This is a genomic window from Bradyrhizobium sp. Ec3.3, assembly GCF_000472925.1.
Classification (GTDB): Bacteria; Pseudomonadota; Alphaproteobacteria; order Rhizobiales; family Xanthobacteraceae; genus Bradyrhizobium.
On the sequence record NZ_AXAS01000015.1, the window covers coordinates 18,344 to 37,371 of the forward strand.

Below are 19,028 nucleotides of genomic sequence, written 5' to 3' on the forward strand. Positions count from 1 at the left end.
CCCGTGACGCTCAGAACGGGAGACACACATGCACAAGATCATTCTGGTTGCGGCCATGGTTCTGGCCTCCGCGTCCGCTCAGGCCGCCGGTTCGCGCGGGCTCGCGCTCGCTTCCGCCGATGACCCGGCCGCGCAGCAGACCACGACCACCACCGCGCCGCAGGCCGCAAAGCCCACACAAGCTCCGAAATATGTCGACCGGCCCGCGGCCGTGTCCACGACACCGACGACCACAGGCTCAACGCCCGCAACGACGCAGACGCCAGCAAGCACGGCCAAGACCATCGCGAAGGCCGATAAGCCGAAGCGCAAGCCTTACTGGACCGAAGGCCGCATCATCAGCGAGTTGCATCGCCACGGCATTTATTGGTGAAGCGGCAGTCTTTCCGCTCGCACAGTCATTCCGGGGCGCCCGCAATGGCGCACCTGAGAATCTCGAGATTCCGGGTTCACGCTGCGCGTGCCCCGGAATGACGGACCAAGAAAAACGTAGATGGCCGGGACAGGCCCGGCCATGACGTAAATCGTAGCGCTCAATTGGTGGCGAGAACTACTGCGAAACCGTCTGCACCACGCTCGAGATCGGACGCGCGCTCGACGTCGGCACCTTCAAATCCTTGAGCAGCGCCTCGTCATATTCCGGCAGCGTCTGGAACGTCGTCTTCGCCTTCATCTGCACGACCTTGTAGCCGCCGGCCTTGAGGCGCGCGAGCAGCGTCGGCAGCGCTTCGGCGGTGTGCTTCTGGAAGTCGTGCATCAGGATGATGCCCTTGCCGAGCTTGTCGAGCTTGGTCATCACGTTGCTGACGATCTTGTCCGGCGTGCTCTCTTTCCGGAAGTCGAAGGAGTCGAGGTCGGTCGAGAACATCGCCACGTTGCGGGTGCCGAAATAGCTCACGATCGCCGGATTGTGCTGAAGCTGGGGAAAGCGGAAGAACGGCGCGGGGTTGGTGCCGAGCGCGAACTTCACCGCGCTAAAGCCCTTCTCGACTTCGTCCTTGGCCTGTTGCTCCGTCATCTTCTTGCTGTTCAGGTTGACGTGCGACCAGGTGTGCGTGCCCACCGTGTGGCCCTGGGCCAGCACCTGGCGCAGGATCTCGGGGTGATAGGTCGCATGCTTGCCGACCGCGAAGAACAGGCCCTTGGTGCATTCGTCGGCGAGCGCCTTCAGCACGGCCGGCGTGTTGTTCGGCCACGGACCGTCGTCGAAGGTCAGCACGACCTCCTTGTCGGTGAGGAAGTCGAACTGCTTGAAGTGCTCAAAGCCGAAGCCCGGCCCGCCGGTGGTATCGATCTCGACCACGCGGGCAACCCCAAGCGCGTTCGGATTGGTGCAGGTGGACTTCTGCTGAACCGGCATCGCTGGTGCCGGCGTGGGCGTCGCGGCCGCAGCCGCGACCTGCCTGCCCGACAGTGCCGCCGTGGTCTCGACATCGTCCCTGGCCGCAAGCTTCGCCGAGGCCGGGAGGGGCTCCGGCGCGCGGGCGGCCATCGTCTGGGGAGCGGCCTGTTCGGCGCGCGAGGAATAGAAGAACCAACCTCCGGCGATCACGACCGCCGCAATCACACTGGCCGCTATCAGGCCCAACGCATTACGCATCGCTATTCTTTCCAAATACGCAACCAAACCAGCGGTTTTTCCCCGCGCCGAGCCATTAATGCGAAGGAACAGTTAACGTGACACCAACACGACGGCGGTTGCGGAGGAATTTCAGCGGGGTGCGCCAAAGTGACCGATGTCACAGTCAACGGGCCGGTCGTGACCGTCATCACAGTGGAAACGGTTTTGCCGGATCATCGTAGCTCCCGTTAACGCATCCCGCCCAACGGCGGCACCAATGGGAGCCTCAAATGACCATCTCGTTCTCGTCCAAAATCCGCGACGCCAGCCTGGCGCTGGGTTTTGCCGCTTTCGTTTCCATCCTGTCCACGACGACAAGCTTTGCCTACACTGCCGAGGCGCAGCAGATGTGCACCGGTGACGCCTTCCGGCTGTGCTCGTCGGAAATCCCCAACATCCCCGCGATCACCGCCTGCATGATCAAGCACCGCGCCGATCTCAGCCCCGGCTGCCGCGCCGTGATGGACAAGGACCTCGCCAAGGCGCCGTCGCGCAAGGTCGCCGACGTCCAGGAAAGTGCGCACTAAGACAAGTGCCGCTTGCGTGGCGATGATGCCATCATCGCGCCCTTGAGCTCCCTCGCGAAGTGCCCCGGTGCCGGACCGGGGCCACGCGCCTCTCGCTGGCACGGATCATTAACAAAGCCGTTGCAGCGCGGGAACCATCGCTCTAGCTTCGCCCGCCTATCGTTTCGGGTATGAGGCATTGCGCGATGAGCAGATTTCTTTTGATTCTTCCATTGGTCCTGATCGCATCGAGTGCGTCGGCGCAGCAGCAGCCGGGCCACGATGCCTGCGCTCGCGACGTCTCCCGCTTCTGCCGTTCGGTGATGAACAATGGTGATTCGGCCGTGCTCGCCTGCCTGAAGCAGAATCGCACCCGCCTCAGCAAGGCCTGCGACAAGGTGCTGACCGAGCACGGGCAGTAGTCTCTCCTCGGTCATTCCGGGGCATCGCGCAGCGATGAGCCCGGAATCCTGAAGTTGTGGCGCGAGATTCCGGCTTCGCGCGGACCCGTTGGCGCGCCGCATTGCGCAATTGCGCAATGTGGAATGACGAGCAGCAAGGATTACGTACTGCTCCCCGCCGCGGTCGCGACCACCGGCAGCACCTCGCCGCTGCTGCGGTCCGGTGTCTCTTCCTTCCAGCGCACCGAGCCGAATGGGCGCTCGAGCATGCGGCGAATCCGCACCGGCTCGGGGCCGATGTGGAAATCGATCGCCTGCTGATGCAGCGCGCGCTCGGACTGCGTCGAGCGGTTGCGCTGGCGCAGATAATCGAGCCAGGTCGGGCAGTGATAGCGCTCGGTCCACAACTCCGGATCGGCGATGTCGCGCGCGATCGACCAGCCATAGGCGCCGTTGCGCTGGCGACTGAGCTGCACGTCCTGCATCACATTGTGGAAGGCGCGCGCGTTCTCCTGCGCCACGCGATATTCGATCTCGACCACCAGCGGCCCGCTGCGCCCGGTCAGCGACAGCCTCACCTCGGGATCGGCGAGCACCTCGGCGTCCTCGTTGCGCGCGCCGACGCGCGGCATTGCCAGCCACAGTCCGAGCAGCGGCGAGATCAGCATCAGGCCGGCGGCAACCAGCAGCGCCGTCTCGACGCCGGCATAGTCGGTGAGATGGCCCCAGCCCCAGGCGCCGATCGCGATGCCGCCGGAGATCGAGGCCTGGAATGCGGCCAGCGAGCGGCCCGCGACCCAGCGCGGCGCTGAGAGCTGCACGCCGATATTGAACAGCGCCACCGACGCCATCCACACCGCTCCAGCCAGCACGAGAGCCGCCGCGGTCAGCACCGGCTCGCTGCTGAGCGCGATCGCGGCCATCGCAAATGCCATCGAGATCGTGCAGGCGCGGATCGCCGATTCACCGCTCATGCGCTTGCGCAGTTCGTGGATATTGAGCGCGCCGACCACCGCGCCCATGCCGAAGGCCCCGAGCATGATGCCGTAGGTCTGCGCGCCGCCATGCAGGAGGTCGCGCGCGACCAGCGGCATCAACGCCATGATGGCGCCGCCGATCAGGCCCATCACCAGCGTCCGCGTCAGCACGATCTTGATCGGCGGCGAATTGGTGATGTAGCGCACACCTGAGACCATGGCCCGGTTGAGCTTTTCCCGCGGCAGGCGCGACGGTTCGTTGGAGCGCCGCCAGAGCAGCAGCACGACCAGCAGCGGCAGATAGAGGATCGCGTTGCAGGCAAAGGCCGCCACCGCGCCGGCCGCAGCGACGATGACGCCGCCGATCGCGGGGCCAAAGCTGCGCGCGATGTTGTAGCTGATGCCGTTCAATGCCACCGCCGATGGCAGCGAGTCCGGCGGCACCTGCTCGCTGACCGAGGACTGCCAGGCCGGGCCGAACAGCGCGTTACCGCTGCCGACGATGAAGCAGAACGCGAGCAGCGTTTCCGGCGTGATGAGCTTGAGCCCGGCCAGGATCGTGAGCGCGGATGCGCCGACCAGCGCGATCGAGAGCGAGATCAGGGTGACTATGCGGCGGTCATACATGTCGGCGATGGCGCCTGCCGGCATCGAGATCAACATGATCGGCAGCATCAGCGCGGTCTGCACCAGCGCGACCTTGTCGGCCGATGCCGCCATCTGCGTCATCGCCCAGGCCGCGCCCACGCCCTGGATCAGGAGCCCGAGATTGGAGAGCAGGCTGGCGAGCCAGATGCGCCGGAATACGGTATACCGCAGGGGCGCGGTGATGCCGTCATTGGCAAATTTCTGGCGTTTCGGCTGCTCGGTCATATCCCCTTCCAAATGGCTTGCGAGAAATGGTTCGGCGATTCCTGCTGGGCCAAGTGATGCCTGCGAAAGTCCTTCGCTGTCCAGTGGTTAGACGGCTATAAGCGGTGCAACCAAGTGGTTTGCCGGGGAGGAACGACATGAAACTATCGCGACGGACAATCTTGCAGGGCGCCAGCGCGCTGCCTTTCGCGGTTGCGAGCATGCGGACGTCGGCATGGGCGCAGACCACGCCCGCAGTGCCAGCCGCTGCCGAGGTGCCGCCGATCCTGTTCGTGCACGGCAACGGCGACTACGGCGCGCTCTGGATGACGACATTATGGCGGATGGAGTCCAATGGCGTTGCGCGCGAGCGCATGCTGGCGATCAATTTCACCGATCCCAATGCGCGGGACGTCGACAGCGTCGAACAGCCCAACCGCTCCTCGACCGAAGACCAGCGCCGGGAGCTCGCCGCTGCGATTGCTGAATTGAAGCGCCGCACCGGCGCTGCGCGCGTCGCGCTGGTCGGCAGCTCACGCGGCGGCTATGCCATCCGCAACGTGATCAAGAACGGCGGCGCCGGCGATGTCAGCCACGCCGTATTGTGCGGCACGCCCAATCACGGCGTCTGGGCTAGCGATGATGTGCTCGGCAGCGAGTTCAACGGCCGTGGCGCCTTCCTGCGCGGCCTGAACGAGGGCGAGAGCGAGGTGACGCCGGGGCCGGCCTTCCTCACCCTGCGCAGCGACGGCATGGACAAATATGCGCAGGCCGACGGCCGCTTCATCGGCAAGCCCGGTGTGCCCACCAATGTCACTGCCGAGGGCCCGGAACTGAAAGGCGCCACCAATCTCGTGCTCGGCACGCTCGATCATCGCGAAGTGGCATTTCATCCACGCGCATTCCGCGAGATCTACAAGTTCATCGCGGGGCGCGAGCCGGACCGCATCGCGATCACGCCCGAGAGCAGCGTCAAGTTGAGCGGGCTGGTGATGGGAACGCCCGGTGGCGTGCCGACCAATCGTCCCGTGGAGGGCGCCGCCGTCGAGGTGTTTCGTGTCGATCCCGCCAGCGGCGAGCGCCAGGGCGGTGCGGTGCATAGCTCAAAGACCGCCGCCGATGGCCGCTGGGGGCCGGCGCAGGTTGACCCGACCTGGTCGCTCGAATTCGTCCTGACCTCGCCGGCCGCGCCCACGACGCATATCTACCGCTCGCCCTTTCCGCGCTCTTCGGACGTGGTGCACCTGCGCGCCGCCCGCCCGCTCGGTCCGCCCGATGCCGGGGCCGCTGCAGTCCTGATTCTGTCACGGCCGCGCGGTTATTTCGGCCTGCCGCGCGACATCGTGCTGTTCGACGGCAAGGAGCCGGCGGACGTCAAGCCGGGCGTGCCAACGGATACGGCAGCAACCCTGCGGCTTCCGGCCACAGAGGTCGGGCGTAACTTCGTGGCTGAGTTCAACGAAGAACGGATCGTGGCCCGGGCCTGGCCGGCCGCCGAGAACAGGATTGCGATTGCCGAGCTGACTTACTAGCTCTGTGAGTGCGGTGGATATGCGGGGAGAGAGCCCATGAATGTCGCCAAGGTGCGCCGGCCCATCATTCCGCCGACCCCGCCGCGTGCGCCGGAGGGCATGCCGTTCCTCCGTCGCGTTGCGGTGATCCGCAAGAACATGATCGCGACGTGGGCACAGCGCGCCTACGAGGAAGACGTCATCCAGGGCCGCTTCTTTCTCCACAACAGCTTCATCCTCAACCGGCCGGACTCGATCCGGCATATCCTGCTCACCAATTACGAGAACTATACGCGCACGCCGGCCGGCATCCGGATGCTGCGTCCGGTGCTCGGCGAGGGTCTGCTGATCGCGGAAGGACAGCCGTGGCGGCATCAGCGTCGAACGCTGGCGCCTGCGTTCACGCCGCACGCCACCGCAAACCTCGTTCCGCACATGACGGCGGTGCTCGACGAGACCATCGCAGAGCTCAAGACGAAGACCAGTGAGGTCCTCAACCTCCGCGAAATCATGCAGCGGATGACGCTCGAGATCGCCGGGCGGACGATGTTCTCGTTCGGCATGGACAAGCACGGCGCGGCCTTGCGCAACTTCGTCATGGAGTACGGCCAGCGCCTGGGCCGGCCGTACTTCCTCGACATGCTGCTGCCGGTGTCCTGGCCGAGCCCGATGGATTTTGCGCGCGCCCGTTTCCGCAAGCGCTGGACCGCGTTCGTCGCGACGCTGATCGCCGAGCGGCGCGCCGCGGGCAAGAAGGAGGGCGCGCCGCCGCGCGATCTCTTCGACCTCATGGACGAAGCGCGCGATCCCGAAACCGGCAAGGGCTTTTCGGATGCGCAACTCGTCGACGAGGTCGCGACCATGATCCTGGCGGGTCACGAGACGACCGCGACGGCACTGTCCTGGGCGCTCTATCTTCTGGCGCTCGATCCCGAAACCCAGGAGGAAGTCGCCTCCGAGACACGCGGCGAGCACCTTGACAGCATAACCGATATCGACCGGCAGAAATTCACCCGCGCCGTGATCGAGGAGACCATGCGGCTCTATCCGCCGGCCTTCCTGATCGCGCGTGCGGCACTCGACAAGGACAACGCGGCGGGCGTCGAGATCGAGAAGGGCGATATCATCATGATCGCGCCGTGGCTTCTGCACCGGCACGAAAAGCTCTGGGACCAGCCCAACGCCTTCATTCCCAAGCGCTTCATGTCGGCGACCCCGCCCGACCGCTTCGCCTACCTGCCGTTCGGCGCCGGTCCGCGCGTCTGCATCGGCGCGCCTTTTGCGCAAGCCGAGTCGGTGCTGGCCCTGGCGCGGCTGATCGGAGAATTCCGTGTTGAGCTGGTCGACACCGGTCCCGTCATTCCCGTCGGCGTCGTCACGACGCAGCCGGACCATCCTCCCATGTTCCGTATCACGCCACGGTGACGAGCCGGTCCTTGGGATCGCTGCGCCGACACACTAGATGAGGCGACATGAGCGACATTCAGGCGCAGTTTTCAGTTCTCAAGCAGACCGCCGAGCCCAAGGTGGTCGACCAGATTGAGCGGCTGATCGATCGCGGCGAGGATCACGAGCTCAACCGCATCAACGCCATCGATTTCTCCAGGCAGCATGGCTTCGACGAGGAGCGGGTCATCTCCGCCTTCCTGCATTCGGCGCGGCTCGGACTGTTTGACCTGAGCTGGAACGTCCTGTGTCCGGGGTGCGGCGGCGTGCTCGGCGCACACACGACGCTGAAGGCGCTGCGACCCGACGACTATCACTGCGCGCTCTGCGCCTGCGGCTACAAGGCGTCTGTCGACGAAGCGGTCGAGGTCTCGTTCACGGTCAGCCCGCGCGTGCGGCGCATCGCGGCGCACGATCCCGACTCGCTTTCAGTGTGGGATTATTTCAAGCAGATGTTCTGGAGCTCGGGCGTCGACTTCAACAAGGAATCGTTCGCGACCCTCGCCAATGAGGTCACGCTCGACACGCTCGAACTTCCAGCCGGTGAAAAGGCGACGATGTCGCTGCAGCTTCCGAACGATTTCATCATCGTGTTCGAGCCGGTGACGCATGCCGCGCATTTCGTCGATGTCCAGGGCGAGCCGACCAAGGAGCGTCAGCAGCTCGCGATCATGTACAACAAGGTCCAGGCCCCGACGGGGACAACGACCTTGCGGCCCGGACCCCTGCGGCTGTCCCTGGACAACCAGGCGGGCGTGCGTGTGCTGCCGACCGTGTTCATCGCGGCCGAGGCGCTGCATCACCTGATCGGCAAGCGCAAGCCGTTCCTGACCGCCAAGCGGATGCTGTCCAACCAGACTTTTCGCGATGTCTTCAAGGCGGATAATCTCAATATCGACCAGCGCCTGCAGATCACCTCGCTGACCTTCCTGTTCACCGACCTGAAGGGCTCGACCGCGCTTTATGAGCGGGTCGGGGATCTCGCCGCCTTCGACCTCGTGCGGGCGCATTTCCATGCGCTGCTCGAGATCATCGCGTCCGAAAAGGGCGCCGTGGTGAAGACGATCGGCGATGCCGTGATGGCGACGTTCGTCAAGCCGGAGGACGCGCTTGTCGCCGGCTTGCGCATGCGCTCCGCAATGGAGGAATTGAACAAGAAGCGCGGCTCCGCAGATCTCGTTCTCAAGATCGGCATTCATGAGGGGCCTTGTCTTGCGGTCATGCTCAATGAGCGGCAGGACTATTTCGGCCGCACCGTCAACATTGCCGCCCGCGTGCAGAGCGTGTCGATGGCCCAGGAAATCCACATCACCGGTCCCGTGCTGGACGCGCCGGCGGTCGCCAGGATCCTGGAGCAATGGTCGATCAAGCCGATCCAGAAACAGGCCGCGCTGCGCGGCATCGCCGACAAGATGGTGGTGTACGAGCTGCCGTGAGCGGTGGAGTATGGCCGCCACAATCTCCGTCATTGCGAGCGCTGTACTGTGCCCCCAACGTCGTCCTGGCGAAAGCCAGGACCCATACCCACCAGTCTTGGTTCGCGCGAAGACTAGTGGTTGGCGGTTTCGTACAAAAGGTCTCCCTGGGGTAATGGGTCCTGGCTTTCGCCAGGACGACTCGGAAAAGTTGCGCTACCAGATTGCCGAAACGTAATGCAGTGCGGGGCATAAGCGCGCATTGCGCGGTGCGAATTTCCCGCTCATATAAAGGGGAGAGGCCGCAGTTGCGGCGCCACCCATTTGCGGCAGGATTTCATGCTCGACGGATTGCGCCAATTCATTGCCGACATCGTCGCCCCCGAGGCGCAGGACCGCGCCTTTGGTGACAACGATTATCGCCTGGCGGCGACCGCGCTGCTGATCCATGTGATTTCGCTCGACGGTGAGCCGACGGAAGCCGAACGGCGCAAGCTGCACAGCCTGATCGAGAGCCGTTTCTCGCTGGATCGCGGCACCGCGGAGCGCCTGATTGCCTCCGCAACGCAGGTCGAGGGCGAGGCAGTCGATCTCTATCACTTTACCAGCGTCATCATGCGCTCGCTCGACGAAGAGGGCCGCAAGCGCATCGTCGAGATGATGTGGGAGGTCGTCTATGCCGATGGCCAGGTGACCGAGTTCGAGGACAACGTCGTCTGGCGTGCATCCGATCTGCTCGGCGTGTCACAGCGCGACAGGATCGACCTCAAGCATCTCATCGCGAGCCGCGGCACCGGTCAGGTCAAGGACGGCGTCGCCGGCGCCTGATCGCATCGGCGGGACGAAGTCGCGATCACATGACGAAACTTTAATGTATCGGCTGATCACGGCTTAGCCGAATATCCCCGCAAATCTGCGGTTTTTTCTGCATCCTCCATCCTCGACGCTGGTTGCGAGGCTGACGGGCGGCTTGCATCGCGCACGCGGCCTATGCTCTCGTCTTAGGCTCTCGTCCTGAGGTTGTCGCCCTAATTTCGCTTTGCATTGAAGAGACGTCGATCGTGACTGAGCGTGTGACGCTGATTACCGGTGCCTCGGCGGGCATAGGCACAGAGCTGGCGCGCGTGTTTGCCGCGAACGGTCACCGCCTGGCATTGACGGCACGTCGCGCCGACCGGCTCGATGCATTGGCCAGCGAGATCGCAGCCAAGGGCGGCAAGACGCCGATCGTGATCGCCTGCGATCTGGAAGAGCCTGGCGCGGGCGAGAAGATCGCGGCGGCACTGGCCGCTGCCGACGTCGAGCTCGACCATCTCGTCAACAATGCCGGCTTCGGGGTGTTCGGTGACGCGATCGAGTGCGATCGTGCCGCGCAGCTCGGCATCATCGACGTCAACATCCGCGCGCTGACCGATCTGTCGCTGCGTTTCGCGGATCAACTCGTCAAGAACAAGGGCGGCATTCTCAACGTCGGCTCGGTCGCGGGCTTCCTGCCCGGCCCGGGCATGGCCGTCTATTATGCCTCCAAGGCCTACGTCATCTCCTTCACCGAGGCGCTGCGCGGCGAACTCGGACCGCGCGGCGTCCGCGTCACCGTACTTTGTCCGGGTCCTGTGGCGACCGAATTTCAGGCCCGCGCCGGCTTCGCCCCGGGTATCGATTCCGCCGTGCTCGACGTCTCTGCCGCTGATGTTGCGCGCGCCGCCTATCGCGGGCTGATGGCCAATAAACGGGCGGTGTTGCCTGGTCTCGGCATCAAGATCGTGCCGTTCCTGCTGCGCTTCTTTCCGCGCGGCTTCATTTTGGCCGCCGTCGGCCGGTTCCAGAGGCGCCGGCGCTAAAGCATGATGACCCCAAGGGCCGCGTTAGCGCAAAGTGCGAAGCGGTTTTCCGAAAAGGTCATGCGCAAACAACTACCTAAAGCGCGATGACGATTCATCCTGATCTCATTGCACTTTAGTCGCGGCGAGAACCGATTTTGGCCCGGCGCTTGCTTTGTCTCCTTCAGTCGAGTGTGTGCGCAAACTCACACGAAATTAAGGATCGCTTAGTTATGCTGGCGGTCTGAACCAATAGCTTTCGAAGAGGGCAATGTCGTTCCGGACGGACAGGCTTGGTGGCGCGGAGGTGGTCCCCTTCAGGAGAAGGGAGCCAGACGCCGCCGACCGCAAGCCGTCGCTGCCCGTTCTGATCGTCCTGCATCAGGAATCCTCGACACCGGGGCGGGTCGGCAACGCCTTGCGCGCGCTCGGCCATCGCCTCGACATCCGCCGGCCGCGCTTCGGCGATCCCTTGCCGGGGACGCTCGAGCATCACGCCGGTGCCGTGTTTTTCGGCGGCCCGATGAGCGCCAATGATTGCGACGACTACATCCGCCGCGAGATCGATTGGATCGAAATTCCGCTCCGCGAGCAGCGCCCGTTTCTCGGCATCTGCCTTGGCGCGCAGATGCTGGCCATGCAGCTCGGCGCCCGCGTCGCGCCGCACCCCGACGCGCTCACCCAGATCGGCTACTATCCGATCCGTCCGACAGCGGCGGGTCAGGCGCTGTGTCCGGACTGGCCGGGAAAGGTCTATCACTGGCACCGCGAAGGCTTTGAGCTGCCTGCAGGCGCGGAGCTGCTCGCCGAGGGCGACGATTTCCCGGTGCAGGCGTTCTGTGCCGGCAATGCCTTCGGCTTCCAGTTTCATCCCGACGTGACCTACGCGATGATGCATCGCTGGACCACGCGCGGCTATGACGGCCTGAGTGCGCCCGGCGCATGCGCCCGCCACCATCATTTCGCGGACCGCGCGGTCTACGACGTTGCCGAGCGCACCTGGCTCAAGAAATTCGTCGACGGCTGGCTCGCGCGGAGGCCGGTCATGGCGCAAGCCGCCGAGTGATCGCGGCGGCGCATTCCGTCTTCCTCTTGCCTCTTCCCCGGATGTGCTAGGCTCGCGCTCAACGCGCGCTTGAAGGCGTGCGACCAAGCAAGAACAAGGGAGAGCGCGCCGTGAGCTACGAGCATATTCTTTATGAGGTCAGCGACAGGATCGCGACCGTCACGCTCAACCGTCCCGATCGCATGAATGCGTGGACGCCGATCATGGAGCGCGACGTCCGCCATGCCATGGAAGCTGCCTCAGCCGACGACGATGTCCGCGTCATCGTGCTGACGGGGGCAGGGCGCGCGTTCTGCGCCGGCGCGGACATGGATGCCCTGAAAGGGCTCGATCCCAACGATATCAGGCGTGCCTCGAACCTGCCGCCCTTCGACATGAACCGCCGGCCCGATTGGCAGACGCGCTACGGCTTCTATCCGTCGATCGGGAAACCGGTCATCGCGATGCTCAACGGCGCGACCGCCGGCATCGGCCTCGTGCATGCGCTCTATTGCGACCTGCGCTTTGCGGCGGACAACACGGTGTTCACCACGGCCTTCGCGCGGCGCGGACTGATTGCCGAACATGGGATCTCGTGGATGCTGCCGCGCATCGTCGGCCACGCCAACGCGCTGGATCTTTTGCTCTCGGCGCGACGGGTGGGAAGCGAGGAGGCGCTGCGCATCGGGCTGGTGAACCGGCTCTGCCCGCCGGAGAAGCTGCGCGAGGAGACCTACGCCTATGCGCGCGATCTCGCCGATTTCGTCTCCCCGAGCGCCATGGCCGTGATCAAGCGGCAGCTCTACGAGGTGCCGTTCCAGACCCTGGCCGAGGCCACGATCGAGGCCAACCGGGAAATGCTGGTGGCGCTCAACGGCAGCGATTTCAGGGAAGGCGTGGCGAGTTTTGTGGAGAAACGCCCGCCGCGGTTTACGGGGAGGTAGGTACGAAAAACAGTCCGTCTTCGCCCTTTGGGCTTCGCCGGACACCACGCTTCACCCTTCGGGCTGCCTGCGTGGCTGCGCCACGCGTAGCCCGAAGGGCGAAGCGTGGTGGAGCCAGGCGGGATCGAACCGCCGACCTCGTCATTGCGAACGACGCGCTCTCCCAGCTGAGCTATGGCCCCGTCGCGGGCCGCTCTGGTAAACGCGGCCGACAACCGGGCGCCATTTAAGTCCCCGCCAAGGTCAAGTCAAGGACGGGCGTAACCCGGTTTTAGCCCTGTGGGTGCCGGGACTTCCCTTGTTTGGACCGGGGGGAACCGATATCTAGCAAAAGGCGTCAATCCCCACCGGAACCAGAGTTTTCCCAGCCATGCGTGCCGTTCTCGACATCGTCATCATCGTGCTCGACCTCTACGTCTGGCTGCTGATCGCCTCAGCGATCCTGTCCTGGCTGATCGCCTTCAACGTGGTGAACACCCGAAACCAGTTCGTCTCGGCGGTAGCGGAGTTCCTGTTCCGCATCACCGAACCTGTGCTGGCGCCGATTCGCAACTTCCTGCCCAATCTCGGCGGCATCGACATCTCGCCGATCATCCTGATCCTGATCATCATGTTCATCGAGCGGGTGATCATGTACTACGTCTACCCGAACGTGATTTAGGCGAAGCAGGCGGGCCTTGGCCTCGACAAAGCCCTCTACAGAACCTTGGCGCTATTCCACCTCGGGTATCAGTATCGCGCTGCGAGTGACGCCGCGCGGCGGCCGCGACGACATCGACGGCGTCGAGGCGCTCGCCGACGGCCGCAGCGTGCTCAAGGTGCGGGTGCGCGCGATTGCCGATGGTGGCGAAGCCAATCGTGCGGTGTTGCAACTGATTGCGAAATCGCTCGGCGTGCCGAAGGCGAGCGTGCGGCTGCTCTCGGGCGCCGCCTCGCGGTTGAAGCAGATTGCGGTTGATGGCGATCCGGTGCGCCTTGGTGAGGCGCTGCGCCGGCTCGCCGCGGCCAAATCGACGGACAAGGACTAGGACATGACGGCCCAGATCATCGATGGAAAAGTCATCGCCGCGGAGCTCCGCGCCCGCGTCGCGGACGAGGTTGCCCGCGTCAAGCGCGAGCACAATCTGGTGCCGGGCTTAGCCGTCGTGCTGGTCGGCAACAATCCCGCCAGCGAAGTCTATGTCCGCTCCAAGCGCACCCAGACGCAAGCGGCCGGCATGGCCTCGTTCGAGCACAAGCTGCCGGCCGACGTCTCGCAAGGAGATTTGCTTGCGGTGGTCGCAAAACTCAATCGCGATCCCGCCGTGCATGGCATCCTGGTGCAGCTTCCGCTGCCGAAGGGCTTCAACACCGAAGCCGTGATCAACGCCATTGATCCCGCCAAGGACGTCGATGGCCTGCATCCGAACAATGCCGGCCGGCTCGCCGGCGGTTTGGAGGCGCTGTCACCCTGCACGCCGCTCGGCTGCATCATCCTGACCAAGAGCGTGCACGCCTCGCTCGAGGGTATGAACGCCATCGTCCTCGGCCGCTCCAATCTCGTCGGCCGTCCCCTGGTGCAGTTGCTGCTGAACGAGAACGCCACGGTGACCGTCGCGCATTCGCGATCGCGCGATCTGCCTGGTCTCGTCAAGCGTGCCGACCTCGTCTATGCCGCGGTCGGCAAGGCGGAAATGGTGCGCGGCGACTGGCTGAAGCCGGGCGCGACCGTGATCGATGTCGGCATCACTCGCATCCCGAAAGAAGACGGCAAGACGCGTCTCGTCGGAGACGTCGCCTATCAGGAGGCGCTTGGCGTCGCCGGTGCAATCACGCCGGTGCCGGGCGGCGTCGGCCAGATGACGGTGGCGTGCCTGCTGGTGAATACGCTGCGTGCGGCTTGCGCAATCGCCGGCCTGCCGAAGCCGGCGGTGTGAGTAGCTCGTCATTCCGGGGCGCGTGTAGCGCGAACCCGGAATCTCGCGCCACAACTTCTGGATTCCGGGTTCGATGCTGCGCATCGCCCCGGAATGACAGAAAGTGACTTACCCCGCCGTATTCTCGATCAGCCGCCGATAGAAACGGATCATGTCGGCATAGCCCTCGATGCTGAGGCGCTCATTGGTGCCGTGAAACCGTTTCAAGTCCTCGCCGTTGGCGCGCACCGGCGAGAAGCGGAAGATGTTGTCGGCGATGCCTGCGTAGTGGCGTGAATCAGTCGCCGCGACCATCAGGCCGGGCGCGACGACGACGTCGGGGAAGACCTCGCGGATCGTGCGGTTCAGCGCCGCATAGGATTTGCTCGCAGTCCCCGTCACCGGCGGCGGGTCGGTGTTGCCGGGAAACGGCGCGATCGAAATCTTGTCATTATCGATCGTGGTGCGGACGTGATCGGTGACGCTGGCTTGCGTGTCGCCGGGCAGCAGGCGGAAATTGACGGTGGCTTCCGCATTCCCGGGCAGCACATTGTCCTTGTCGCCGGCATTGAAGATGGTGAGCGCAGTGGTGGTGCGGACCATCGCCTCGCTCGGGCCGTTCTTCTCGAACTCGCGCAGCAGCAGCGGCCGGAACAGCCAGAGGTTCGACAGCGCGACGCGGCTGAAGCCGCTCATCTCCGGCGCCAGCGTGTCGAACATCTCGGCGACCGCGCCGCGGATATGCATCGGCAGCCGGTGATCCTCCAGCCGCGCCAGCGCCGCGCTCATCATGCCGATCGCGGTCTCGCGCGGCGGCATCGAGGAATGGCCGGGCGTCGCATGCGCGGTCAGCACCAGCGTCGCGTAGCCCTTTTCTGCGAGCCCGATCAGCGCGGCCGGCTTGTGTAGTCCCTTCATCATGCCCTCGGCGATCAAGAGGCCCTCGTCGAGCACGAAGTCGAGATGTACGCCGCGCGCTTTGAGCGTGGCCGCGATCACCTTGGCGCCGCGGGTGCCAGCGACCTCCTCGTCATGGCCGAAGGCGAAGTAGATCGTCCGCTTTGGTCGGAAGCCGTCCTTCGCCATCTGCTCGGCCGCCTCCAGCATGGAATAGAGGTTGCCCTTGTCGTCCCAGGAGCCGCGGCCCCAGATGAAGCCGTCGGCGACGACACCGTCGAACGGCTTTTGCTGCCAGTCCTTCTCGGTGCCCGGCGCGATCGGCACCACGTCCTGATGCGCGAGCAGCGCGATCGGCTGGGCCTTGGGATCAGAACCTTCCCAGGTGTAGAGCAGGCTGTGGCCGCCGATCACCTCGCGCGTGGCTGCGGCATCGAACGCCGGAAAGCTTTGCGAGATATGCGTCTCGAGCCCGTGTAGAGCGTCGGCGTCCTGCTCGGGATTGAGGAAGTTCGAGATGGTCTGAAAGCGGATCGCTTCCGACAGCCGTTTTGCCGCGCCTTCGGTGTCGACCGTCGCGCGCGGGATCGCTGCGACCTGCACTTGCCGCGATGCCCGCGTGAGGACGTTGAACAGCAAGACGCCGGCGAGCACGAGCACGCCGGCGACGATCAGCAGAACGACGTTGCGGATGATCCTGAGAAGACGGCGCATAGCCATTCCGAACGAAGCTCATGCCCCTGACGCAGCGCAGCACGCCAGTGATGCGCTGCCGAGCCGGGGCCCAGCGGCGCCATGGGTCCCGGCTCAGCGGCGCGTCATTTCATGCCGCGCCGCGTCCGGGAGACGGAAGCTTACTTGTTCTTCTTCGCGCGCTCGATGCCTTCGAGGATCAGCTTGTGCGCTTCCTCGGGGCCGCCCCAGCGCAGAATCTTCACCCATTTGCCCTTCTCGAGATCCTTGTAATGCTCGAAGAAGTGCTGGATCTGCTGCAGCGTGATGTCGGGCAGGTCGCTATAGGCTTTGATCTTGTCGTAGCGCTGCGTGAGCTTCGAAGACGGCACCGCCAAAATCTTCTCGTCGCCGCCGGCCTCGTCCTCCATGAACAGCACGCCGACCGGGCGCACGCTCATGACGGCGCCGGGGATGATGGCGCGGGTGTTGACGATCAAGACGTCGCAGGGGTCGCCATCGTCAGAGAGCGTGTGGGGGATGAAACCGTAATTGCCGGGGTAGCGCATCGGCGTATAGAGGAAGCGGTCGACCACCAGCGTGCCGGCTTCCTTGTCCATCTCGTACTTGATCGGCTCGCCGCCAACCGGCACTTCGATGATGACGTTGACTTCGTTTGGCGCTTTGGTCCCGATCGAGACCGCATCGATACGCATAAAAAGCTCCGTGTTTGCCGAAAGGGGATCTCGCCCGGCAGCGATTTCGCGCTGTCATACGCGGGCTTGGCCCGCCGATCCATCGACTTTTCGCGAAATAATGAACACCGGTTCTTACCGGCTCAAATGGGCAAACGGTATCGGCGGAAGGAAGTACTGCCAGCCAAATGACAGCGGATCAATTGGTCCAGGCGAAAGCGACCTTGTCGAGCGATTTGGGCCCGAACCGCTCCGAGGAGCGCGCCACCATGCGGCCGCCCAGCGCCCGGTAAAATTCCGTAGCCGGATCGTTGTCGGACAGCGCCCAGACCACCATGCTCTTCAAATTGCTCTGCATCAGGTCGCGGCGGGCGGCGGTAAACAGGCGCCGGCCGAAGCCCAGCCCCTGGAATTCCGGACGCAGGTAAAGCTCGTAGATTTCGCCGTCGAAATGCAGGCTGCGGGCGCGGTTGCGGCCGTAATTCGCGTAGCCGGCGATCTTGTCGCCGAACACCAGCACGCTGACGCGGCTGCCCTTGCGGATCGCGCTGTCCCACCATTGCGGGCCGCGGCGATTGATCAGCTTTTCCAGTTCGGCGCCGGGAATGATGCCCTGATAGGCCGAGCGCCAAGCTTCGTCATGGGTAGACGCCACCGCGGCTGCGTCAGCAGCTTTGGCCGGCCGGACCTCGATCAGGGTTGTGCTCATGGGCGCGATCAAACCAAGTCGCCGGGCCGGCGGCAAGAGCCATCGTTAATTATCGGTTAACCTGTGGACTTTCTGCATCAGTTTCCGAGCCGTGTTGTTCCGAAAGAGGACAGGGCGCCGCTTTGGACGGCAGCGAGATGCCCTGCGCCGGTGCAAAACCAGCCGTTTCGCGAAGGACTGCATGGCGGCAACGCGAGAAAAGTCCGCCCATGATGATTCGTTCCAGCTAGTCTGGCCTTTGTCGTTCGAATTCTGCTGCCGGCAGTCATGCGGTTCTCTGCGCTCATCGTTGCCATGCTCATTCTCGCCACGCCCGCGCGTGCGCAGAGCGCGTTGGGGGCATCGGGTGCCGAAGGCGAGCCGTTTCGCCGGCAAGAGTGGCGCGTGCCCTCGTCGGATGCTGCAACGCCGGCACATGCCCTGCTCTTCCGTCCCCCGGGCGACGGCCCGTTCCGCCTCGCGTTGATCGCACATGCCTCCACGCAAAACGTGCTGCGTCGTGCGCAAATGCCGCAACCGGAGTACCGCGCGCTCGCCGCGTTTCTGGTTGCGCGCGGCTTTGCCGTGCTGGTGCCGGAAAGGCTTGGCCATGGCGCAACCGGCGGCCGTTATGTCGAGGACCAGGGCGGCTGCGACGAGGCGAACTACGCGCGCTCGGGCCGCGCCACCGCCGAGGAAATCGCACGCGCGCTGGAATTCTTGCGAGAGCAGGATTTCGTCCGCAAGGACGGCGCCGTCGTGCTCGGTCATTCCGCGGGCGGCTGGGGCACGCTCGCGCTTGCCAATGCCGACCCCAAGACGGTTGGCGCCATCATCGCCTTTGCACCCGGGCGCGGCGGCCATGCCAACGACTTCCCCAACCAGGTCTGCGCGCCGCATACGCTCACCTCGGCGGCAGGCGAGTTCGGCAAGGCGGCGCGCGTGCCGATCACCTGGGTGGTGGCGGCCAACGACAGCTATTTCGCGCCGGCATTTTCGCGGCAATTGGCCGATGCGTTTCGCAGCAGTGGTGGGAAGATCGATTTTCGCGCGCTGCCAGCCGTGGGCAGCGAGGGCCACTGGATGATCGAGACCGAAGCCGGCGTCAAAGCCACCAGCGCTGAACTCGAGCGCGCGCTGAAATCACCAAAGCCGCTGGTGGCCAAGAAGCCATGACGCTGTATTTCCTGGTCAAATATCTGCATGTGCTCGGTGCCATCGTCATTCTCGGCACCGGCAGCGGCATCGCCTTCTTCATGCTGATGGCGCATCGCAGCCGGGACGCCGAGTTCATCGCGCGCACGGCCGCGGTCGTGGTGATCGCGGACGCCCTGTTCACGCTCTCGGCGGTCATCCTCCAGCCGGTTACGGGCGGACTATTGATGATGCTCTCGGCGACGTCGATCGCGGAGCGCTGGCTCTTGGCGTCACTCGCGCTCTACGCGGTCGCCGGGCTGTTCTGGGTGCCTGTGGTGTTCATGCAGATCGAGATGCGCGGTCTCGCGCGCAAGGCGGCCGAGCAGCGCGCGGCCCTGCCGCCGCGCTATTTCGTGCTGTTCCGCCGCTGGTTCGCCTTCGGCTTCCCGGGTTTTGGCGCAACGATGCTGATCCTCTGGCTGATGATCGCAAAGCCGTTCTGAGTA

General features: G+C 64.6%; 20 protein-coding genes and 1 tRNA gene. 15 read left to right on the plus strand and 6 right to left on the minus strand.

All coding sequences use genetic code 11. The features are described 5' to 3' along the window. The first annotated feature begins 28 nt into the window (after positions 1-28). Entirely contained in the window at positions 29-373 is a 345-nt protein-coding gene (locus YUU_RS0116845) for a hypothetical protein (protein WP_027523438.1), read from the plus strand. A 177-nt stretch (positions 374-550) separates the two neighbouring features. Here YUU_RS0116845 and YUU_RS0116850 read toward each other — a convergent pair whose 3' ends face one another. Further along, positions 551-1,600 carry a polysaccharide deacetylase family protein gene (locus YUU_RS0116850; RefSeq protein WP_027523439.1) on the minus strand — a complete coding sequence of 350 codons (1,050 nt, stop codon included), beginning with the start codon at positions 1,598-1,600 and terminating at the stop codon, positions 551-553. Positions 1,601-1,851: 251 nt separating this feature from the next. Here YUU_RS0116850 and YUU_RS0116855 point away from each other — a divergent pair, with 251 nt between their 5' ends. Next, positions 1,852-2,148: a hypothetical protein gene (locus tag YUU_RS0116855; protein ID WP_027523440.1), complete on the plus strand. Its 297-nt coding sequence runs from the start codon at positions 1,852-1,854 to the stop codon at positions 2,146-2,148. A 185-nt stretch (positions 2,149-2,333) separates the two neighbouring features. Continuing rightward, on the plus strand, positions 2,334-2,549 hold the full coding sequence (locus YUU_RS0116860) for a hypothetical protein (protein WP_027523441.1): 216 nt from the start codon (positions 2,334-2,336) through the stop codon (positions 2,547-2,549). A 140-nt stretch (positions 2,550-2,689) separates the two neighbouring features. Here YUU_RS0116860 and YUU_RS0116865 read toward each other — a convergent pair whose 3' ends face one another. Further along, on the minus strand, positions 2,690-4,378 hold the full coding sequence (locus YUU_RS0116865; RefSeq protein ID WP_027523442.1) for an MFS transporter: 1,689 nt from the start codon (positions 4,376-4,378) through the stop codon (positions 2,690-2,692). 137 nt (positions 4,379-4,515) lie between these two features. Here YUU_RS0116865 and YUU_RS0116870 point away from each other — a divergent pair, with 137 nt between their 5' ends. The 7 genes from YUU_RS0116870 (at position 4,516) to YUU_RS0116900 (ending at position 12,538) form a co-directional block, all read left to right on the plus strand. Further along, entirely contained in the window at positions 4,516-5,889 is a 1,374-nt protein-coding gene (locus YUU_RS0116870) for a hydrolase (protein ID WP_027523443.1), read from the plus strand. Between the two features lie 36 nt (positions 5,890-5,925). Next, the gene (locus tag YUU_RS0116875; protein WP_027523444.1) at positions 5,926-7,293 is read left to right on the plus strand and encodes a cytochrome P450; all 1,368 of its coding nucleotides are present in this window, start codon (positions 5,926-5,928) and stop codon (positions 7,291-7,293) included. Between the two features lie 47 nt (positions 7,294-7,340). Continuing rightward, positions 7,341-8,750 carry an adenylate/guanylate cyclase domain-containing protein gene (locus YUU_RS0116880; protein ID WP_027523445.1) on the plus strand — a complete coding sequence of 470 codons (1,410 nt, stop codon included), beginning with the start codon at positions 7,341-7,343 and terminating at the stop codon, positions 8,748-8,750. Between the two features lie 318 nt (positions 8,751-9,068). Continuing rightward, positions 9,069-9,557: a TerB family tellurite resistance protein gene (locus YUU_RS0116885; protein ID WP_027523446.1), complete on the plus strand. Its 489-nt coding sequence runs from the start codon at positions 9,069-9,071 to the stop codon at positions 9,555-9,557. 233 nt (positions 9,558-9,790) lie between these two features. Next, complete coding sequence (locus YUU_RS0116890; protein WP_027523447.1) at positions 9,791-10,570, plus strand: SDR family oxidoreductase; 780 nt, start codon at positions 9,791-9,793, stop codon at positions 10,568-10,570. Between the two features lie 250 nt (positions 10,571-10,820). Further along, the gene (locus YUU_RS0116895; RefSeq protein WP_027523448.1) at positions 10,821-11,615 is read left to right on the plus strand and encodes a glutamine amidotransferase; all 795 of its coding nucleotides are present in this window, start codon (positions 10,821-10,823) and stop codon (positions 11,613-11,615) included. A 110-nt stretch (positions 11,616-11,725) separates the two neighbouring features. After that, the gene (locus tag YUU_RS0116900) at positions 11,726-12,538 is read left to right on the plus strand and encodes an enoyl-CoA hydratase (RefSeq protein ID WP_027523449.1); all 813 of its coding nucleotides are present in this window, start codon (positions 11,726-11,728) and stop codon (positions 12,536-12,538) included. 106 nt (positions 12,539-12,644) lie between these two features. On the opposite strand, the gene YUU_RS0116905 is transcribed toward YUU_RS0116900, so the two are convergent. Further along, positions 12,645-12,720 (minus strand) — tRNA-Ala (locus tag YUU_RS0116905). A gap of 188 nt (positions 12,721-12,908) precedes the next feature. Between YUU_RS0116905 and YUU_RS0116910 the strand changes: the two genes are divergently transcribed. From YUU_RS0116910 to YUU_RS0116920, 3 genes are read left to right on the plus strand one after another with little or no spacing between them, the layout of a single operon-like run. Further along, positions 12,909-13,199 (plus strand): YggT family protein, encoded by a 291-nt coding sequence (locus YUU_RS0116910; protein WP_027523450.1) that lies wholly within the window; start codon positions 12,909-12,911, stop codon positions 13,197-13,199. Positions 13,200-13,215: 16 nt separating this feature from the next. After that, positions 13,216-13,566, plus strand: a complete 351-nt coding sequence (locus YUU_RS0116915; RefSeq protein ID WP_027523451.1) for a DUF167 domain-containing protein — start codon at positions 13,216-13,218, stop codon at positions 13,564-13,566. Positions 13,567-13,569: 3 nt separating this feature from the next. Beyond that, the gene (locus YUU_RS0116920) at positions 13,570-14,454 is read left to right on the plus strand and encodes a bifunctional methylenetetrahydrofolate dehydrogenase/methenyltetrahydrofolate cyclohydrolase (RefSeq protein ID WP_027523452.1); all 885 of its coding nucleotides are present in this window, start codon (positions 13,570-13,572) and stop codon (positions 14,452-14,454) included. A gap of 108 nt (positions 14,455-14,562) precedes the next feature. On the opposite strand, the gene YUU_RS0116925 is transcribed toward YUU_RS0116920, so the two are convergent. The 3 genes from YUU_RS0116925 to YUU_RS0116935 all read right to left on the minus strand — a co-directional run bounded on the left by YUU_RS0116925 (position 14,563) and on the right by YUU_RS0116935 (position 17,406). Continuing rightward, positions 14,563-16,044, minus strand: a complete 1,482-nt coding sequence (locus YUU_RS0116925; RefSeq protein WP_027523453.1) for a M20 family peptidase — start codon at positions 16,042-16,044, stop codon at positions 14,563-14,565. 140 nt (positions 16,045-16,184) lie between these two features. Next, positions 16,185-16,718, minus strand: a complete 534-nt coding sequence (gene ppa / locus YUU_RS0116930) for an inorganic diphosphatase (RefSeq protein WP_027523454.1) — start codon at positions 16,716-16,718, stop codon at positions 16,185-16,187. Between the two features lie 178 nt (positions 16,719-16,896). Continuing rightward, positions 16,897-17,406, minus strand: coding sequence for a GNAT family N-acetyltransferase (locus YUU_RS0116935; RefSeq protein ID WP_027523455.1), 510 nt, complete (start codon positions 17,404-17,406; stop codon positions 16,897-16,899). Between the two features lie 267 nt (positions 17,407-17,673). Here YUU_RS0116935 and YUU_RS0116940 point away from each other — a divergent pair, with 267 nt between their 5' ends. Next, on the plus strand, positions 17,674-18,561 hold the full coding sequence (locus tag YUU_RS0116940) for a S9 family peptidase (protein ID WP_027523456.1): 888 nt from the start codon (positions 17,674-17,676) through the stop codon (positions 18,559-18,561). Beyond that, on the plus strand, positions 18,558-19,025 hold the full coding sequence (locus YUU_RS0116945) for a DUF2269 domain-containing protein (protein ID WP_027523457.1): 468 nt from the start codon (positions 18,558-18,560) through the stop codon (positions 19,023-19,025). The genes YUU_RS0116940 and YUU_RS0116945 overlap by 4 nt, the downstream gene beginning before the upstream one ends. Positions 19,026-19,028: the final 3 nt, after the last annotated feature.